We start from the raw sequence: 16,413 nt of genomic DNA, 5'->3' as shown, positions 1-16,413 counted from the left end.
AATTGATGAGACCCTTCATTTCACTGTGTTACCAGTTTCCATGAAGGACTCGTGTCCTTCTGGTGCTTTTCGTGTTTCTCATTGTTTAATTTACAAGGTACAAACCGCTCAAACAAGCGGAGCCTTATTATATCAGGCTCGCTCTTGGTTGTCAAGCACTTTTTCAAACTTTTTTCAAGTTTTTCTTTCGTGCTGTCATCCAACCGGCTCGCTCGAACTTTTATATCATATCACGCCGTTTCGCTCTTGTCAACACCTCTTTTGAACTTTTTCTCAACTTCCTGTTGGATTTCCGTTCCGGTGTTGCCCCTGCGTCAGGCGCTCAGTTAATATACCAAATCCATCCCCACTTGTCAACACTTTTCTTCGCCTTTTTTCGAGTTTTTTCGAACTTTTTCCTCAGGCCCCAGATATGGTGGTTTTACTCCCCCCTCTACCACTATTTCCTCCGCCCCCTTGGGTACCAGGGCAGACAGGGCAGCCAAAGCCAGATTCCCTATGGGCCATACCATCCCAGGCAGCGCCTCTGTCCATCCGGTGAAGGCTACCGCAATCCCCAGGAGCACCCCCAGCACGGGGCCCTTCCCGTCTCCCCATACCCGGGCCAGCAGTCCCGCCCACACCAGGTCACAGATGAGCCACAGGGCGGACAGCAGCCCCTCCAGACGGGCGCTCTCCCCCATGACTCCCGTGGTGACAAAGAAGGGATGGGGCAGCTCCCCGGCCGCATTACCCAATACCCCCCGGGTGAGAGCCGCCAGAGCCACCCCCAGCAATCCCGCCAGCAGCAGCCACCGCCCCACCGGGCCGCCCTGCCGCTGACGGGGGGATACCTTATATAAATAGGGAAGCACCCATACCGCCATGGCCACGGTGCCCGCTCCCATAAGGGCGGAGGCCCAGCCGCTGCCCTGCCGGGTCCACAAGTAGGACACGGTGACCTGGGGGATGGCCAGTAGCCCTACTGCCACCAGGGCAGCCACCAGCACCATCCAGTAGATCTCCCCGCTCCGGAAGAAGGCGGCGCACTTGCCCCAGCTCATCCATAGGACGGGCAGGGCCAGCAACAGCAGCAGCCAGCCGGACACCCCTTGGCTGCCCCCCACCAGCTCCACCCGCCGGGCACTCTGCACCAGCACATGGCCCAGGACCACCACCGACCAGAGGCAATAGAGCCCCCGGAGGACCACGCCGTACCCGCCCCGGCACAGGGGCTTGTCCCCCTGGCGCAGCATCAGCCAGCGCAGCAGAGGCGCCGCTGCCGCCGTGCCCACCAACCCCCACGCCCAGTCCACCACACCGGCCTGGGACGCCGCCAGGGACAGCCCCGCCAGGGTCACCGCCGCCAGCACCTGGCGCAGGGACAGCTCTTTGCCTGTGTTCACGCCTCATTCCTCCCACTTACACCACCCGGTCTGTGCCAGGCGGCCACCGCTCTGCCCCACGCAGGGCAATTCCACTTGCCCCTGGGTGGTGAGGGTGGCCAGCGCCGCCGCCACCGTGGGGGCCTTGATTCCCTGATTGGTCAGGAGGGTCAGGTCCCCCTCCGGGTCGCTGCAACCCTCCAGCACCTCGCCCACCGGGTCCAGGGTCACCCACACCGTGGCGGTGGAGCCCAGCTCCTCGTCCCCCAGCACCTGGACCAGCACCTCGTGGAGGTCCACGTCTGCCCCCACCACCAGATAGGACACCGAGGTGAGGGTCAGCTCCTGCTTGGCACACCAGGGGGCCTGTTCCAGGGCGGCGGCAAAGTCCGCCCCCTCACAGGTGCCCCCGACGGGGGTATCCTCCCCCTCGTCCAGGCCGCACACCGCCGTCAGCTCCACCGGGCCGGACCCCGCCACCCCCAGCACCCGCACCAGGGCCAGCTGGTCCGGCTCCCGGGCGGTGGGGGCGCAGCCGCACAGCACCAGGGCCAGAGACAGGGCCAACATCCACATCCGTTTCAACCTTGATTCCTCCTGTTCTGGGGATTGAGGTACCGGGGCCGGGTCTTCACCCAGGGCAGAGGCTGGCGGAACACCACGTGCCCCCGCTCCCCGCTGCCGCCGCAGGAGGCAAAGGGGGTGAGATAGGCCACCCCGAAGCTCTCCAGGGAGGCCAGATGGTACACCAGAGCCATCCCCGCCAGCACCAGGCCCACCAGTCCCGCCACTCCGGCGGCCAACGTGATGCCAAACCGCCACAGCCGCAGCGCCCCGGAGAAGTCCTGGCTGGGGGCGGTATACCCGGCAATGCCCGCAATGGCCACCATCACCAGCACCGCCGGGGACACCAGCTTGGCCTCCACCGCCGCACTTCCCACCACCAGGCCGCCCAGGATGGACACCGTCTGCCCGATGGCGGCGGGCAGACGCAGCCCTGCCTCCTGCACCACCTCAAAGGCGATGAGCATCACCAGCACCTCCGCCAGGGTGGAAAAGGGCACGTCCGCCTTGGCGGAGATGATGGACAGCATCAGCTTCACCGGGATGAGCTCCGGGTGGTAGAGCACCGCCGCCACGTAGAGCCCCGGCAAAAACAACGTCACCAGCACACAAAGGTAGCGCAGCACCGACAGAGCCGAGGCCACCATCCAGCTGGTGCTCCGGTCCTGGCCCGTGCGGTAGAAGCTGTCCAGGGTGGCGGGGAACAGCCAACCCATGGGGATGCCGTCCACCAGCACCCCCACCCGTCCCTCGGCCAGCCCCGCACAGAAGCGGTCGGGCCGCTGGGTGTACAGGCTCATGGGGAAGGGGGTACGGGTCTCCTCCCCCACCATATACTGCTCCAGGTTCCCCGTCATGAGCATGGCGTCAATGTCGATGGCCGCCACCTGCTCCTCCACCTGTCGAGCCAGCTTGGGGTCGGTGATACCTTTTATATAGAGAACGTCCACCGGGGTCACCGACTGCCGCCCCACAAAGGTCTCCCAGATGCGCAGCTCGGGGGCCCGGAGGCGGCGGCGCACCAGGGAGGTGTTGGTGCGGATGGACTCCACAAAGCAGTCCATGGACCCCTTCACGTCCGGCTCGTTGTCCGGGGGCGAGATGGACCGCTTCTCCTCGGTGGCGGTCATGAGGGTGAGCACCTTGTCTTTTCCCGGGAAAAACAGGGCCACCCAGCCGTTGACCAGGTCAAAGACCACCTGGTCGGCGGTGGTGCGCTCCTCCACCGCCAGGGAGTACAGGCACCCCTTGGCCATGCGGTCATAGGCCTCGTCCAGAGTGGCCACCTCCGCCAGGTCCTTGCACTGGGTCAGGGGGCGGAGCACGTAGTCGCTGGCCCGCTCGTTGCGCACCTGTCCCACAATGTAGAGCATCTCCACCGCCCGCTGGGGGTCGTCCCCCAGGTAGAGGGTGCGCCGTCCAAAGTCTGCACACCCCTCAAAGACCTGGGCGATGCCGTCGGCGGTGAGGGGCACCGTCACCCGGGGCTCCCTTCGGGGGTGGGGCGGCGGTATTTGTTGGTGTCCCATGGGATTGCATTCCCCCTTTCATAAATTCCAGTATGCCGCCCTCCCCTCCCTTTTATACACTTCCTCCAATTCCCTCTTTACCATACCATTTTACTAGGAAAACACTGGACGAGCACCCAGGGGTGTGGTAGAATATCCACAGAGTCCACGCTGTGTGTGGAAATTTAGAACAAAGGTGATACCATGATTTACACAATCATCGCCCTGGTGCTGCTGGTGGCAGACCAAGTGGTGAAATACCTGGTGCGCACGGGCATCGACCTGGGCCAGTCCATCCCCTTCATCCCCCACCTGCTGGATTTGACCTTCGTACGCAACACCGGAGCCGCCTTCTCCATGCTGGAGGAACACACCTGGGTCCTCATTCTCATCTCCGCGATTGTTGTAGTCGTGGTGGCGGTGCTCACCGCCCGGAAGGTGTTCCAGGGCTGGCTGGGCCTCACCGCCGCCATGCTGGTGATGTGCGGCGGCATCGGCAACCTCATCGACCGGGTGGTGCTGGGCTACGTCACCGACATGTTCCAGACCACCTTTATGAACTTCGCCGTGTTCAACCTGGCCGACTGCTACATCACCGTGGGCGTGGTGCTCCTGTTCATCTATGTGCTCTTCTTCTACCCAGAGCCCAATCAGAAGGAGGTGGACCCCCATGCTGACTGCGACCTTCCCGGTGACCGTCACTGAGCCGGGCCGAGCCGATGCGGTGCTGTCCGCCGCCGTGGACGGGCTCACCCGCTCGGCAGCTCAGAAGTGGATGGAGGAGGGCCGGGTCATCTTAAACGGCAAGCCCGTGAAAAAGAACGCCCCCCTCAAGCCGGGGGACACCCTGCTGGTGTCCCCGCCCCAGCCCCAGGACATTGACCTCGTTCCCCAGGACATCCCCCTGGACATCGTGTACGAGGACGACGACGTGGTGGTAGTCAACAAGCCCGTGGGGATGGTGGTACACCCCGCTCCCGGCCATCCAGACGGCACACTCGTCAACGCTCTGTTATATCATTGCAAAGAATCACTCTCTGGAATCAACGGGGAGCGCCGTCCGGGCATTGTCCACCGCATTGACCGGGACACCTCGGGGCTGCTCATCGTGGCCAAGAACGACAAGGCCCACCTGGCTCTGGCGGCCCAGCTGCAAGACCACTCCCTGTTCCGCCTCTACCACGCCGTGGTGGTGGGTGGCTTCAAAGAGGAGTCGGGGACGGTGGACGCACCCCTGGCCCGGCACCCGGTGGACCGGAAACGCATGGCGGTATGCCGCACCGGAGAGGGCCGGGAGGCCATCACCCACTGGCAGGTGGTGGACAGCCAAGGCGGCTACTCCCACATCACCTGTCGGCTGGAGACCGGACGCACCCACCAGATTCGAGTCCACATGGCCTCCATCGGCCACCCCCTGGTGGGGGACCAGGTGTACGGCTCCAAGAAGCCGTTCCCCGGCCTTGTGGGCCAGTGCCTCCACGCCGCCTGTCTCACCTTCACCCACCCCACCACCGGGGAGCGCATGACGGTGGAGGCCCCGCTGCCCGACTGGTTTACCAAGACCCTCCAGCGGCTACACTTAACTTGACCATTTCCCCATCCATACCCAGAAAGGAATGATATCTATGAATCATCGCAAGGTTGCCATCATCGGCTGCGGCTTCGTGGGCGCCTCCATCGCCTTCAGCCTCATTCAGAAGGGGCTGTTCTCCGAGATGGTGCTCATTGACGCCAACCACGAGAAGGCGGAGGGCGAGGCCATGGACCTCAGCCACGGTCTGCCCTACCTCTCCCCCATGGAGATCTACGCCGGCACCTATGAGGACGTGTCCGACTGCGCCCTGGTGATCATCACCGCCGGGGCCAACCAGAAGCCCGGCGAGACCCGTCTGGACCTCATCGACAAGAACGTGGGCATCCTCAAGACCATCATCCCCCAGATCACCGCCCGCCCCTTTGAAGGCATGCTGATGATCGTGTCCAACCCCGTGGATGTGCTCACCTATGCCGCCATGAAGATCTCCGGCTATCCCGCCCACCGGGTGTTCGGGTCCGGCACCGTGCTGGACACCGCCCGGCTGAAGTTCCTGCTGGGCCAGCACCTGGACGTGGACAGCCGCAACGTCCACGCCTTCATCATCGGCGAGCACGGGGACAGCGAGCTGGCGGTGTGGAGCGGCGCCAACGTCTCCGGCATCCCCCTGGAGCGGTTCTGCCAGTTCCGGGGCCACAACGACCATGCCGGAGCCACCCGGCGCATCTATGAGGGCGTGCGGGACAGCGCCTATGAGATCATCCAGCGCAAGGGTGCCACCTACTACGGCATCGCCATGGCGGTGGCCCGCATTGCCGAGTGCATCGTCAAGGACCAGCGGTCGGTGCTCCCTGTGTCCGTGTGCCTGGGCGGGCAGTACGGCCTCAACGGCCTGTGCCTGTCCATCCCCTCCATTGTGGGACGCCGGGGTGTGGAGCAGATTCTGGAGATTCCCTTGAGCGAAGAGGAGTCCAACGCCCTGCACGCCTCTGCCAAGCAGCTGCAGGAGGTCATTGAGCACCTCAATCTGTAATATCTCCAAACGAGAACCGGGAATGCAGGTGAACACTTGCATTCCCGGTTTCTTTTTTGCTAGCCTCTGTTTCTCCGATTTCTCGGGTATACACCTACGCCCCCGGTGGGGACGCTCCGCTGGGGTGACTTTCTGCCGCCAGAAAGTCACCAAAGACCGCCAAAGGCGGGGCCTTCCCCCGCCTTGTGGAATCCACCCCGCGGTACGGGGTGTCCCTGCGTCCTCCTTTTTGCGGCCCTTAGCCTGGTGAGGTCACACGGATGGCATGGCAATTCTATTGTCAGTCTCAGCTTCTATGGCAAAGAAACTTCTACCTTCAGGGCCTTACCCTGGTGAGCCGCTGTTCCCAGCTAACGAACATCTGGCTCCCGGCGGCGGGAACGCCGCTTGGCCAGGGTAGGCCCGGACGTGGAAACCACCCAGCCATAGGGCCAGCTGCCCAAGGTGGCCTGGTGTGGTGGCAGAACTAGGCGTCACAGCAAGGGTGACGGGCCGAACACCAGCTTGACGCAGGCCCAGCCTCGTACCCCAAGGGAGGTCCTTAGGGGGGAACGCCCTAAGTGGCTGTCATCAACACAAAATTTTGCTCTGTTTTCCGTCCAATCATTGAGTTTACACAGAATTTTGACACATCCTTGACTCCGGTCGGCTCAACCAATATCATTTTCTTGGAAAATTACGGCGGCTTCAAATATTGTTCAATGTTTCCTTTTGTAGATTGATGAGAATTATCAAGTAGTTCCCCAAGCCTCGTCTTTGTAATTATTTGCAGCCCACTTATCTGCATGAATTGCCGCTTCCCAGTTTGTAAGAACTCTCTCAAAGTCCGAAAAAATATTGCCAAGATCTACAACTGTGCCATTATTACCTGGACCACCTATTATTGTCACACCAGATGCACCATCTGGATATGTAACAATTAAATCACCGGATTTGGAGCGCCATCCATTTGAACGAATATTAATGTAAGTACCAAACTTTGATTTGACTTTAGCCGCGATTCGCTGATAAGTATTATCATCTACTGCTAAAGTATTCCAATTTTCAGCTGCCCGACGAACAGGAATTAGTTGTTTAATTCTCCATAAATCAGGAATAAATTCATTTTGCACCATATATTGTCCTAATTCATAAATTCCTCTTTCGTTTAAATTAGTTACAATAGTTGCTATTCGCACTAAAACATTGGGAAATTCTTTACGTATTCTTGTAAGCGTAGCTATGGTACGGGTCATTTGGTTTTCACCGCGCCCAAGTATATAATTATCATAATCATTACCATCAATAGAAACAGCTAGCCACTTAATATGAGGAAGTATTTTTTCATATATATCTTCGACAATAAGTAATGCATTTGAAAATAGAGCAACTTCCATACCTGCGCTATGAGCATACTTTAAAAGCTCGTCAATAGCAGGGTGTAAGAGCGGTTCTCCACCTGTTATATTGATATGAGTAACTCCGTAATCTACCCAAGTATCAACATATTTTTTGAAATCCCTTAAAGAAACATCAAGTCCATTTTTTCTGGCAGAGCAAAATAAGCAATTCATATTACATCTTTCAGTAACATAAATATCAGCAGTTCCATTGTATTCAACATTAATCATATTATACCTCCCACGGAATTTTATAAAAATCAAATGTTGCAGTAGAACTAAATTTTTCTCTCTTTTTTTTACTTTTTTTCTTATGCGAAATTTTTTTCAGAAAAGTATAGACTTCAGCGCTAACCCATTCAAAAGGCAAAAAAACTATAACGATACCCCAAAAAGGCTTACTCCACAGTCCCACTAGGATTGCTGCCAATAAAATAATAGCAATCCAATTACACAATAGTATGTATAAAAAGTACCATAAATATAAGCTTAAACTATGTAGTACTCCACTATCCACATACCTAGGAATACAAAGATAGTCAATAATACTCTTTTTCAAACAATCCTGATTAGAAACTCCGAGCAAATGTTGTAATAAATAAGATCTTCTTTTTCGGTAATTATTTCTAGCGGACCATGTGGCAATATGCATAAACATTGTTACATATCCATAAATAATCAGGCATAAAAGCAAACAGATAGGTAACAGTTTTCTATTCCTAAATAGTGTTTCTGAGATAGATTGAAATGCAAAACCAAATACAGACATAACTGCAAAATAAATAGTAGTGTACAGTTTGATAATTTCATTTGTCAGATCATACACCGAGCATGAGCGCGTAAAGCAAAGTTCATACTCTTTTAATAGTATATCTTGGATATTAGGGACTTGTTCGGTTGGAGAATTTGGCGAGGTTCCATAGAAATTGGAATTATTCCTTGATTGGCGGGAATTAACATTGGCTCGAGAGTTTTTTTTACGTGCCATTAACGCCACACTCCTTCCATAATTGCTTCAATTTGAAGAAAAAGCACTCACCCAAACAATGCTCCTTGTAGAGCACCCAGTCACAACGTCCAGAATTGCGTGTATTGGATTTTGGAGAAATAATATATTTCGCATCCTGTTGCTGAATGCCATCCAGTATTTCATTGGTTTCGTAATCTTTGTTAACTAGGATTGTACTATCCGAAATATCAAGACGGAACAGTACATCTACAGCAACAATTGAACCATAGATATTTCCACTGGTTAACCGAAAATAACTCAGGCTTTAAGGAGCGTCTACGATAGCATGAATTTCCGCGAGCTTTCCACGCCAACTTATTTCAATAAATTGATGGTTTTCGCTATTTATAGTCCTTTTTAGCACTGTAATCATGGAAAAACGCCTTAATAACTGCGGAGTTCAAAGATAGATTTTCTATATCTGCATCTTCATTCAGGGACTGAAATATCTTTAGCAAGATGCCCTACGCCATTTGCAAAAACGGCTGTAGACTGTTTCCAGGAGCCATACCAATCTGGACGGTCTTCCTAATCCAGCACCACTTCTGACAAGCCAAAACATAGCATTGAGCATCAGGCGGTTATTCTCCGGATGCCGTTCCATCTTGGAATGCTAGAGCATATCCTTGATTCGTGCCCCCTGTTTATTAGTTAACTCATATCGTTTATTCAATATTTTCATCACTAAGTTTATTTTACTACATTCATCGAGATTCGTCACTTTATATTTTTCAGATGCGCTCTAAGTAGGTTTTGGTTCCTTTTGCCCGCTCAAAAGGAACCCCCAGCGGGGAGCGTCCCCACCAGGCTGGCAAGCCTGAACCATGGGCGGTTAGACCGACACCCCCTCCCTTTGCATAAGGGGGTCTTTTTGTTTCCCCCTTGACATTATATCCCCCCTGTGATACTCTAACTGTACTAGGACAGCTAGTACAGTTCATACAGCTGAGAAAGGCGGTGAAGGCGGTGTTACATCTCAACTACCGAGACGGGCGGCCCATCTACGAACAGGTGAAGGAGGGGCTGCGGCAACTGGTGATCTCCGGGGCCATTCGCCCGGGGGATAAGCTGCCCTCGGTGCGGTCCATGGCGGCCCAGCTGGCCATTAACCCCAACACCATTCAAAAAGCCTACGAGGCGTTGGAGCAGGAGGGGTACGTGTACTCCATCCCCGGCAAAGGCAGCTTTGCCGCCGACCGCTCCGAGGTGGAGGACAAACGGCGGGAGGAATTGCTCGCCCAGCTATCCAAGGTGGTCCAGGAGCTGCGGTTTCTGGGGGTCACCGATGAGGAGATTTCCGCGGCGTGCGGACGGAAGGAGGAAGCCCCATGATTGAGGCAAAAGCAGTGAGCAAATCCTTTGACGGATTTCTAGCTTTGAACGATTTGGACATGACGGTGCCCAAAGGCTCCATCTACGGCCTGGTGGGCCCCAACGGGGCGGGCAAATCCACCATTCTCCGCCACCTGTGCGGGGTGTACCGCCCGGACGGCGGTGTCATCACCATTGAGGGCCAACCCGTATACGAAAATCCCACCATCAAGGAGCGCATGGTGGTGATTCCCGACGATGTGTACTACTACGGCTCGGCTTCGGTGCGGGAGATGATGAAGTTCTACCGGGGCATGTACCCCACCTTCTCCATGGAGCGATTTGAAAAGCTGGCGGAGGCCTTCCCCGAGGTGGACGCCAAGCGGCCCATCCGCCGCATGTCTAAAGGTATGCAGAAGCAGGCAGCCTTCTGGCTGGCCATGAGCTGCTGCCCGGACTACCTGCTGCTGGATGAGCCGGTGGACGGCCTGGACCCGGTGATGCGCCGTCAGGTGTGGTCCCTGCTGATGGGAGACGTGGCGGAACGGGGCACCACGGTGCTGGTGTCCTCCCACAACCTGCGGGAGCTGGAGGACGTGTGCGACCACGTGGGTATTTTGAGCCATGGCCAGGTGGTCATTGAGCGGTCCCTGTCCCAGCTCCAGGGCACCACGGTGAAATTGCAGGTGGCCTTCCCCGACGGGGTGCAGCCCGGGCTGCCCCAGGGGATGGAGGTGCTCCACCAGTCCCAGTTGGGCCGGGTATACACCTACATTGTCCGAGGCCGTGCGGAAGAGGTACAGCAGCAGGTGGAGGCCATCCACCCCCTGTTTGTGGAGGCGCTGCCTTTGAGTTTGGAAGAGATCTTTATCTATGAGATGGGAGGGAACGACTATGCGGTGCGGGACATCGTTTTATAATGGGACCTTGGGCAAACAGCTCACCCTGCGGTTTTGGCCTCTGATCGCCCTATATTCGGTCATCTGGGCCATTGTCCTGCCCATTTCTGGGTTGAACTATATGCGCAGCGGCTATATTGGGGGTTGGGCCACCGACATTGAGTATCTGTTCCGGGCCTTGGCCACCCCCATGACCATCGTATTCGGCGTGCTGGCAGCCATGGCAGTGTGCAGCCACCTGTACACCACCCGCTCGTGCAACTTCACCGCTGCCCTGCCCCCCAAGCGCACGGCTCTCTTTGCCACCCACTATCTCACCGGTCTTTTGTGGCTGGTAGTGCCGGTGGCAGTGATGACCCTGATGGCCTCTTTCTTGGCCATTGGCTGTTCCCTGAGTGGATTTGCCTCTGGGCTGGCTCTGGTATGCATGCAGACTTTGTTTTTTTACTCCTTTGCGGTGCTGTGCGGCATGCTCACCGGCCACCTGCTGGCCCTGCCCGTGTTTTACGGCATCTTCAACGGCCTGGTGGGCGGACTGTGGTACCTGCTCACCCTGCTGTTTCGGGAATTTTACTTTGGCTACCCCGGTTCTCTGGTGGCGGTACCCGCCTGGGTGGAATGGTTCACCCCCGCCTGGCAGCTATTCAGCTACGGCAGCCCGGATGCCAGATATGGAATGTCCGCTGTCTACGCCGGAGTGGGAATCGTGTTCGCCCTGGCGGCCTGGCTTCTGTACGTCAAGCGACCCATGGAGCGGGCTGGGGACGTGGTGATCTGGGCGGGTCTGCGCCCGGTGTTCCGCTACGGCGTGGCCCTCTGCTCCGGACTGGCTCTGGGCTCTCTCACCCGGCTGGTGCTGGGCCTGGACGAACTGGGGCTGGCAGTATCCGTCATGCTGTGGGGCGTGGCTGGCTGCTTTGTGGGTCAGATGTTTTTGTCCAAGTCGGTGCGGGTACTGCGGTACTGGAAGGGCGCCGGGGCCATTGCCTGCGCCTGCGCTGCCCTGTTCCTGGTGATGAAATTGGACCTCACCGGGTACGAGACCCAGGTGCCGGAGGCCGACGAAGTGGTGTCGGTGACCATCTCAGGGCTGGACAGCTACCCCGTTGACACCGCCTCGAACTTCCACGACATCCAGACCCAGGACCCTCAGGCTATTTCCCTTATCACCCAGCTTCACCAGGCTTTGGTGGACCAGCGAAACACCTTCAACGGGTATTATGACAACTCCACCCGTTTTGACGTGACCTACACCTTGGCCGATGGTACCCGGCTCACCCGCTCCTACACCGTGTATGTCAATGAGGTGGATCTGGACCGGGCCGGTACCGTCACCCAGCTGGCCCATCAGCTGGTGAATGACAGCAAGCTCATGCTCCTGTCCTATGAGTTCCACGAGTTGGAAGCGAATGGATACCGCCCCACCGGCGGCACCTTCTATCTCACTTCTGACACCGGAAACACCTCTACCGGCCACGACCTATCCACCAGTGAGGCTCAGAGCCTCTACCAGGCCATTGTGCAGGATATCCAGGAGGGCAATCTGCCCCGCACCCTGTTCTATGGGTATGGAGATGTGCACATTGACCTATACTGGAGCATCAGCCCCAACTCCTTCAACCAATTGGCGGACCCTTACAACACAGACTACGTTCCCGGCAACTACATTTCCGTGGAGATTACGAACCAGGCCGTACACACTCTGGAGGTTCTGGAAGAACTGGGCAACTGATTTCACCGACCCACCCGTCTCATCCTTGGGCGCGGGTGGGTTTTCTTTGACCTGCGGGCCATAGTCTGTTAATATGGGACTATCCAATTCAGACGATAACAGGAGGGCCACGCCATGACACCCAAGGAAGAATTTCTGGAGATCTTTCAAACCCACATTCACCGGGAGGGTTCCGCCGAGCTGCTGGACTACCTTTTAAATAAGAGCGACTTTTTCACCGCCCCCGCCTCCGCCCGCTTCCACGGCTCCTATGTGGGTGGGCTGTGCGAGCACTCGGTGAATGTGTTCCGCTGCCTGGAGGACTACCTGGCCCGGCCCCGCACCCGGGAGGTGTACCAGCTGGACTACCCCATGGAGTCGGTGGCCATCGTGGCCCTGCTCCACGACTTGTGCAAGATTGGGTGCTACAAGGCAGGCACCCGCAATGTAAAAAACGACGCCACAGGCCAGTGGGAGAAGGTGCCCACCTTCTTCTTTGAGGACAAGCTCCCCTACGGCCACGGGGAGAAGTCGGTGTACATCATCTCCGGCTTCATGCGCCTGTCCCGAGAGGAGGCCATGGCCATCCGCTGGCACATGGGCTTCTCCGGCACCGAGGACAACCGCCTGGTGGGTCAGGCCTTCCAGCAGTTCCCCCTGGCCTTCGCTCTGGCCACCGCCGACATGGAGGCGTCCTACTTCCTGGAAAAATCCTAAAAATCAGCCCCGGCTGCCACATGGCAGCCGGGGCTTACATTATTTATATATTCCATCCAAAATCTCAATGACCTGGGCCACCGCGTGGTCGTCGGTGTGGCCCACCAGCCTCGCCCCCCAGTCCTTCACCGGCTGGGCGCAGTTGGCTGGAGCAAAGGGAATGGCGGACACCTCCAGCATGGGGATGTCGTTTTGATTGTCCCCCATACAGTATACGTTCTCCGGCGCAATCCCCAGCAGCTTGGCCACATAGGCCACCATGGTGCCCTTGTTGGCCCCCTTGGCGGTGACCTCCAACAGATAGGGGTTGGAGAAGATCACCTCGTAGTCCTCCCCCCAGTGGGAGAGGAGATAGTCCTGGGCCTGGACCAACATGGGGTGGTCCTGCTCCACAATCACCTTGGTCCAGGGGGTGGGCATCTGGTCCACCCCGCACTCCTGGTACGGCACTCCCACCCGGTTGAGGTGTTTCAGCGTGACCACGTTGGGGTTGTAGACGTAGATCTCCTCCCCGTGGTAGGCCTCAAAGGACAGGTCCGGGTACTGGGCGCACAGCTGGCCCATGTGCTCCCGGGCCTTGTGGGGCAGCTGGCTCTCTTTCACATACCGCCCCGCCTGGAAGTCATAGATTCCCGCCCCGTTGGACACCACCACCGGGGCGTTGAACTCCAGGTGTTCCTTTTCAATCTGGGGGGCAAAGGTGCGCTTGGCCCGGCCAGTGGCGATGGAAAACCGTCCGCCCTCCTGCATAAAGTACCGGATGGCCCGGTGATTCTCCTCCGACACCGTGAGGTGTTGATTATATAAGGTGTCGTCGTAATCGGTGTAGAGCAAAACCCCGTCAAACTTGCCCATGGGTATTGGCCTCCTTGTCATTCGCGTCTTATTTTCCACAATTTTATCGCCCCCCACCCAAACTTGTCAACCCCGGTCAATTTTGCCCTGATTCTGCCAGAAAGCAGATTTTTACCCCGAAAGAGGGCGAATTTTTACCATATTTTTTCTTGCGCAGAAGGTATAAATCAAATTCAAGTCCGAATTTGACACAAAAAACCCTTGACGGGAAGAGAAAAAGCGTGTAGGATATGACTTGTAACTGATTTGTAACTATTGAAATTTATTTGTTACCAATTCGAACTTGGGAGGGACGTTCCGTGAGGAACTGGCATCTGGACCGCGTACACAATTCAATGGCATCCCTTCGCCGTGTTTCCGGCAACGCCGCCCAGCAGGTGAAGAACCACCTGAAGGGCGCCGCCCACCGAGCCAAGGCTACCACTTACCTGTGGAAGCTCAGCGCTGGCTCCGTGGTCGCCGAGTACAAGGCCACTGCCCGGGTCACCCGTGCCGCCTGCAAGGCCAAGATGGCCCCGGTCGCCGCTAAAGTGGCTCCGGCTGTCGCCGCTTGCAAGGCCAAGGCCGCTCCCGCTGCCCAGGTGTGCAAGGAGAAGGCCGCCAGCGCCGCCATGGTCTGTTCCGACCTGGCCCGTGTGGCTGGTGTCAGCTCCTACCGCTCCGCCCGTAAGAATTGGGATAAAGCCTCCGAGTGGGGCAAGGAGAGCTGGGAGAAGGCCGGCGTCGTGGCCAGCCGCGTGCGGGTCCGTGTGGACCGTCACCCGGTCTCCCCCCTTCTGTACATCACCCTGCTGTGCGTCGGCATCGGCGCTGTGGCTTTTAATGGCATGTACACCAAGGCCTATGTGGCCTATGTCAACGGCGAGGAAGTGGGCGTGGTCTCCAGCGAGGAAGAGCTGAGCAGCATCGTGGGCAACGTGGAGACCCGCGTGGCCAGCGTGCTGGGCGAGGAGTACAGCTACGACGCTGAGATCACTTTGGCTCCCACCTACCTGGATGCTGGCACCCAGACCAACGCCCGGGCTGTGGAGGACGCCCTGTTTGAGGACACCGGGGCCATGATGAACGCCTACGCCGTGTCCGTGGACGGCCAGGAGCTGGGCTACGCCCAGACCAGCGAAGAGCTGCAGACCATGCTGGACAACGTCACCGAGCCCTACCTCAATGAGCAGACCGTGGAGCACCACTTCACCCAGGACGTAGAGATCTACGAGGTGGAGGTGCCCTCCAACACCCAGTTTACCCCCGACACCCTCCAGTCCACCCTCTCCGGCAACAAGGAGGAGGCGGAGTACGTCACTGTGGAGCGTGGCGATACCTTTAACAGCATTGCCGAGGCCGCCGGCCTCACCGGCGACGAGCTCCAGGCTCTCAACCCCGACGCCGACAGCAGCCAGCTCACCGCGGGCGATCAGCTGCTGGTGAAGCAGGCTGTGCCCATGCTCACCGTGGAGACTGTGGTCACCGAGACCTATGAGGAGACCATCCAGAGCCCCGTGGAGTACGTGGACAACCCCAACCTGTATGAGGGTACCACCCGCCTGAAGGCCGCTGGCCAGGACGGCGTGGAGAAGATCGAGGCCCGCATCACCTGCATCAACGGCCAGGAGACCCAGCGGGAAGAGGTGTCCCGCACCACCGTGCAGGAGGCCACCACCACTTACATGTACCAGGGCACCAAGGAGAAGCCTGCCACCGCTTCCACCGGTTCCTTCATCTGGCCTCTGTCCGGTACCATTACCTCTCGGTTCGGTTACCGTAATATCTTCGGCAGCACTTCCTTCCACTCCGGTCTGGATATTGCCGCTCCCTATGGCACCCAGATCTCTGCTGCTGACGGCGGCACCGTCACCTTCGCCGGTTGGCGTGGCAGCTACGGCCAGACCGTCATCATCACCCATGACGACGGCACCGTCACCTACTACGCCCACTGCTCTTCCCTGCTGGTCAACGCCGGGGACAAGGTGTATCAGGGCCAGGCCATCGCCCGGGTGGGCATGACCGGCACCGCTACCGGCTATCACTGCCACTTCGAGGTGCGTGTAAACGGCAAGAGCGTCGATCCTGAGAATTACCTGTAAGACATGCAAAGCGTGCTGTGAGAACCCCTCACAGCACGCTTTTTTGTGCCTCCCTACCGGAAGCAAGCTCAAGAAGGTGCGTCCTTCTCTTTTTTCGTATCAGGCTTGCCAGCCTGGTGGGGACGCTTCCCGCTGGGGGTTTCTTTTGAGCGGGCAAAAGAAACCAAAACCCGCTTAGGGCGTTCCCCCCTAAGTACCCCCCTTGGGGTACGAGGCCGTCCATGCGTCAAGGCTATGTTCGGCCCAGGCCCTGGTGGGGTCACATGGATGGCCTGGCAAGTCTATGGGAAGCGCCCCCTTCTCTGTGAGATGGTGCCTCTCCTTCCAGGGCCTCACCCCGGAGAAGCGGCGTTCCCGCCGCCGGGGGTTTTGCTGCACCATCCTGTTGCGCTGCGGTAAGGGCCGTGGCTTGCCCGGCCTGTTGGTTCCCTTGTATTGCCCTGGGGGA

14 protein-coding genes are annotated in these 16,413 nt (G+C 57.8%); 8 read left to right on the top strand and 6 right to left on the bottom strand.

Features of this window, described 5'->3' with window-relative positions; translation table 11 throughout:
* Positions 1–353: 353 nt before the first annotated feature.
* Genes B5F22_RS11210 through B5F22_RS11200 form a run of 3 tightly spaced genes read right to left on the bottom strand, consistent with a single transcriptional unit; the run spans position 354 to position 3,457 of the window.
* On the bottom strand, positions 354–1,385 hold the full coding sequence (locus B5F22_RS11210) for a hypothetical protein (protein ID WP_087392620.1): 1,032 nt from the start codon (positions 1,383–1,385) through the stop codon (positions 354–356).
* A gap of 3 nt (positions 1,386–1,388) precedes the next feature.
* Positions 1,389–1,949 carry a hypothetical protein gene (locus B5F22_RS11205; RefSeq protein ID WP_087392619.1) on the bottom strand — a complete coding sequence of 187 codons (561 nt, stop codon included), beginning with the start codon at positions 1,947–1,949 and terminating at the stop codon, positions 1,389–1,391.
* A complete protein-coding gene (locus tag B5F22_RS11200; RefSeq protein WP_087392618.1) occupies positions 1,946–3,457 on the bottom strand; it encodes a spore germination protein in 1,512 nt (503 codons plus the stop codon). The genes B5F22_RS11205 and B5F22_RS11200 overlap by 4 nt, the downstream gene beginning before the upstream one ends.
* A 183-nt stretch (positions 3,458–3,640) precedes the next feature.
* Here B5F22_RS11200 and lspA point away from each other — a divergent pair, with 183 nt between their 5' ends.
* From lspA to B5F22_RS11185, 3 genes are read left to right on the top strand one after another with little or no spacing between them, the layout of a single operon-like run.
* Positions 3,641–4,141, top strand: coding sequence for a signal peptidase II (gene lspA, locus B5F22_RS11195; protein WP_087392617.1), 501 nt, complete (start codon positions 3,641–3,643; stop codon positions 4,139–4,141).
* Positions 4,107–5,024 (top strand): RluA family pseudouridine synthase, encoded by a 918-nt coding sequence (locus tag B5F22_RS11190; RefSeq protein WP_087392616.1) that lies wholly within the window; start codon positions 4,107–4,109, stop codon positions 5,022–5,024. Before lspA ends, B5F22_RS11190 begins: the two co-directional genes overlap by 35 nt.
* Before the next feature lie 28 nt (positions 5,025–5,052).
* Complete coding sequence (locus tag B5F22_RS11185) at positions 5,053–6,003, top strand: L-lactate dehydrogenase (protein ID WP_343223952.1); 951 nt, start codon at positions 5,053–5,055, stop codon at positions 6,001–6,003.
* A gap of 731 nt (positions 6,004–6,734) precedes the next feature.
* Here the strand turns inward: B5F22_RS11185 and B5F22_RS11180 are convergent.
* Both B5F22_RS11180 and B5F22_RS12130 read right to left on the bottom strand, forming a co-directional pair.
* Complete coding sequence (locus B5F22_RS11180; protein ID WP_087392614.1) at positions 6,735–7,613, bottom strand: radical SAM protein; 879 nt, start codon at positions 7,611–7,613, stop codon at positions 6,735–6,737.
* A gap of 1 nt (position 7,614) precedes the next feature.
* Positions 7,615–8,370: a hypothetical protein gene (locus tag B5F22_RS12130; protein ID WP_143482251.1), complete on the bottom strand. Its 756-nt coding sequence runs from the start codon at positions 8,368–8,370 to the stop codon at positions 7,615–7,617.
* 987 nt (positions 8,371–9,357) lie between these two features.
* Between B5F22_RS12130 and B5F22_RS11170 the strand changes: the two genes are divergently transcribed.
* From B5F22_RS11170 to B5F22_RS11155, 4 genes are all read left to right on the top strand, one after another.
* Positions 9,358–9,723 (top strand): GntR family transcriptional regulator, encoded by a 366-nt coding sequence (locus tag B5F22_RS11170; RefSeq protein ID WP_087234266.1) that lies wholly within the window; start codon positions 9,358–9,360, stop codon positions 9,721–9,723.
* Positions 9,720–10,622 (top strand): ABC transporter ATP-binding protein, encoded by a 903-nt coding sequence (locus tag B5F22_RS11165; protein ID WP_087392612.1) that lies wholly within the window; start codon positions 9,720–9,722, stop codon positions 10,620–10,622. Before B5F22_RS11170 ends, B5F22_RS11165 begins: the two co-directional genes overlap by 4 nt.
* Positions 10,597–12,333, top strand: coding sequence for a hypothetical protein (locus tag B5F22_RS11160; protein WP_087392611.1), 1,737 nt, complete (start codon positions 10,597–10,599; stop codon positions 12,331–12,333). Before B5F22_RS11165 ends, B5F22_RS11160 begins: the two co-directional genes overlap by 26 nt.
* Positions 12,334–12,447: 114 nt before the next feature.
* Positions 12,448–13,029, top strand: a complete 582-nt coding sequence (locus B5F22_RS11155; protein ID WP_087392610.1) for a hydrolase — start codon at positions 12,448–12,450, stop codon at positions 13,027–13,029.
* A 39-nt stretch (positions 13,030–13,068) separates the two neighbouring features.
* Here B5F22_RS11155 and B5F22_RS11150 read toward each other — a convergent pair whose 3' ends face one another.
* Positions 13,069–13,884, bottom strand: coding sequence for a Cof-type HAD-IIB family hydrolase (locus B5F22_RS11150; RefSeq protein WP_087392609.1), 816 nt, complete (start codon positions 13,882–13,884; stop codon positions 13,069–13,071).
* A 335-nt stretch (positions 13,885–14,219) separates the two neighbouring features.
* Here B5F22_RS11150 and B5F22_RS11145 point away from each other — a divergent pair, with 335 nt between their 5' ends.
* Positions 14,220–15,965, top strand: coding sequence for a M23 family metallopeptidase (locus tag B5F22_RS11145; protein ID WP_087392608.1), 1,746 nt, complete (start codon positions 14,220–14,222; stop codon positions 15,963–15,965).
* The last annotated feature ends 448 nt before the right edge of the window (positions 15,966–16,413 follow it).

Source organism: Pseudoflavonifractor sp. An187 (assembly GCF_002160275.1).
GTDB classification, from domain to species: domain Bacteria; phylum Bacillota; class Clostridia; order Oscillospirales; family Oscillospiraceae; genus Enterenecus; species Enterenecus faecium.
This window is presented reverse-complemented; position numbering and strand designations above follow the sequence as displayed.

Bases quoted from the DNA above. Each gene is read 5' to 3' on its own strand.
- lspA (WP_087392617.1), top strand. From the start codon at position 3,641: ATGATTTACACAATCATCGCCCTGGTGCTGCTGGTGGCAGACCAAGTG.
- B5F22_RS11165 (WP_087392612.1), top strand. From the start codon at position 9,720: ATGATTGAGGCAAAAGCAGTGAGCAAATCCTTTGACGGATTTCTAGCT.
- B5F22_RS11180 (WP_087392614.1), bottom strand. From the start codon at position 7,613: ATGATTAATGTTGAATACAATGGAACTGCTGATATTTATGTTACTGAA.
- B5F22_RS11160 (WP_087392611.1), top strand. From the start codon at position 10,597: ATGCGGTGCGGGACATCGTTTTATAATGGGACCTTGGGCAAACAGCTC.
- B5F22_RS11155 (WP_087392610.1), top strand. From the start codon at position 12,448: ATGACACCCAAGGAAGAATTTCTGGAGATCTTTCAAACCCACATTCAC.
- B5F22_RS11145 (WP_087392608.1), top strand. From the start codon at position 14,220: ATGGCATCCCTTCGCCGTGTTTCCGGCAACGCCGCCCAGCAGGTGAAG.
- B5F22_RS12130 (WP_143482251.1), bottom strand. From the start codon at position 8,370: ATGGCACGTAAAAAAAACTCTCGAGCCAATGTTAATTCCCGCCAATCA.
- B5F22_RS11150 (WP_087392609.1), bottom strand. From the start codon at position 13,884: ATGGGCAAGTTTGACGGGGTTTTGCTCTACACCGATTACGACGACACC.
- B5F22_RS11185 (WP_343223952.1), top strand. From the start codon at position 5,053: ATGATATCTATGAATCATCGCAAGGTTGCCATCATCGGCTGCGGCTTC.
- B5F22_RS11190 (WP_087392616.1), top strand. From the start codon at position 4,107: ATGCTGACTGCGACCTTCCCGGTGACCGTCACTGAGCCGGGCCGAGCC.
- B5F22_RS11200 (WP_087392618.1), bottom strand. From the start codon at position 3,457: ATGGGACACCAACAAATACCGCCGCCCCACCCCCGAAGGGAGCCCCGG.